The 1,492-nt window shown below is 51.9% G+C and carries 1 protein-coding gene; it reads left to right on the top strand.

All coding sequences use genetic code 11. The features are described 5' to 3' along the window. Positions 1-650: 650 nt before the first annotated feature. The coding region (locus tag ACFW0B_RS25770) for a fimbrial protein (RefSeq protein ID WP_449151791.1) at positions 651-1,492 on the top strand (842 nt) is incomplete at its 3' end.

Raw genomic sequence — 1,492 nt, 5'->3', positions numbered from 1 at the left:
TGCTCGCGGTGGCTAAAAACACCGAAGTGAGCGGATGACTTGACCGATTTTGGTCGAATCGCCGCTTTTAAAATCGGCAAGGGCAGAAGTCGGCCGGAAATGCAGGGCTACTTCAGACCATCCCTAGTGGCCTGCCAGGTTAATTCGTTACGGCGATCTTCGTCGGCTGGTGAAACTACCTCGACAGAAGAGCGGTTGATTCAGACGTCGTTGCTTCAAGCGCGGGAGTCTCCGTGTTCTTGGCATGACAAGGGTGCGAGCTTCCGACAGGCCGGCTTCTGGTTATCCAGGCCGGGGACGCTGAGTTTGCGGTGCGATCAGACACTAATCTCGGATTGTTCCGATTCTCCTTCTATTTGAGAGATTGGTATTTTTACCGAGATTTTTTTGGCTTTGTTTTCCATGGGAAAGTTAGCCGTCGTTTTCTCCTCTTTGATACGGGATGCCGACATTGCGAGGGGGCAAATAAGAAAAGTCCGGAGAATTCCCGACGGATCTACCGACGGTGAATCGGCCCCGGGGCGTGGGTTAAAAATGGGAGTCAGGCTGGCAGGCGGCAGCAGTGTTTGACTTGATCATGGTTTCCATAACCCCGATTGTCGACGAACTTTCAACTCAATAAGTTTTCTGCGCGTTTAACCGAGATGGCAATGAAGATCAAATTAATGCATTTGCTGGCAGGGATAGCATTGTTGGCGGCAGGAGAGGTCCACGCTACACCTGAACCATGCAAGACGATCACCACTGAAACAATGTTGTCTGTGCCGGAACTTGCGATTCAGCGAGACCTGCCGGTGGGGGCAGAAATTGGTGCGCCGATCCAGTCAGGCATCGTGTCCGCGTATGATTGCCCTAGAGCTCCTGTTACTACTGCAACGAGGCAGTATGCTGGTGTCCGAGCCTATGGCTCTCACGTAATGGATATTGACGGCAAACGGGTATATGAAACCGGTATCCCTGGTATTGGATATGCGGTTGGCGTGGAGTATGTGGGGAGCATGGATTTCTGCGGTGTGAGATGGGTCGGCCAACATCCACAGTCCGTTGCAGGTTATCCAGATGGCCTCTTGCTTTGTTATAAAGCTGCAAGTTATCCCGCAATAATTATGAAGGGAAAGCTTCTTGTAAGATTCTACAAGACTGCTAAAGTCATCGGGTCAGGCGAGATTTCCAATAAACAAGTAGGCGCCTTTATTTCAAGGATTGATGACCTCTGGAATCCCGGCTGGAAGGCCTGGGCTTATCCGGAATCGATAGTCAGGATCCGCTCAATCAAGGTCAATACCCTGTCGTGTTCGCTCACCGCGCCCTCTATCAATGTGGACATGGGGAAGGTGGGCATGACGCGCTTCGGGGGAAAGGGAGCCTGGCCGGGGGATAACAATACTAAACCATTCAGCATTCCCCTGAGTTGTGCTGCCGGCGCCAAGGTCAATCTGAAAATCGACGGGAATGTGCAGAATGCCAGCCAGGGCGTATTGAAACTGGACGC

Source organism: Metapseudomonas phytobenefica, assembly GCF_043392685.1.
Classification (GTDB): Bacteria; Pseudomonadota; Gammaproteobacteria; order Pseudomonadales; family Pseudomonadaceae; genus Metapseudomonas.
The sequence above is the reverse complement of the archived record's forward strand: the minus strand, read 5'-3'. Positions and strand labels throughout refer to the sequence as shown.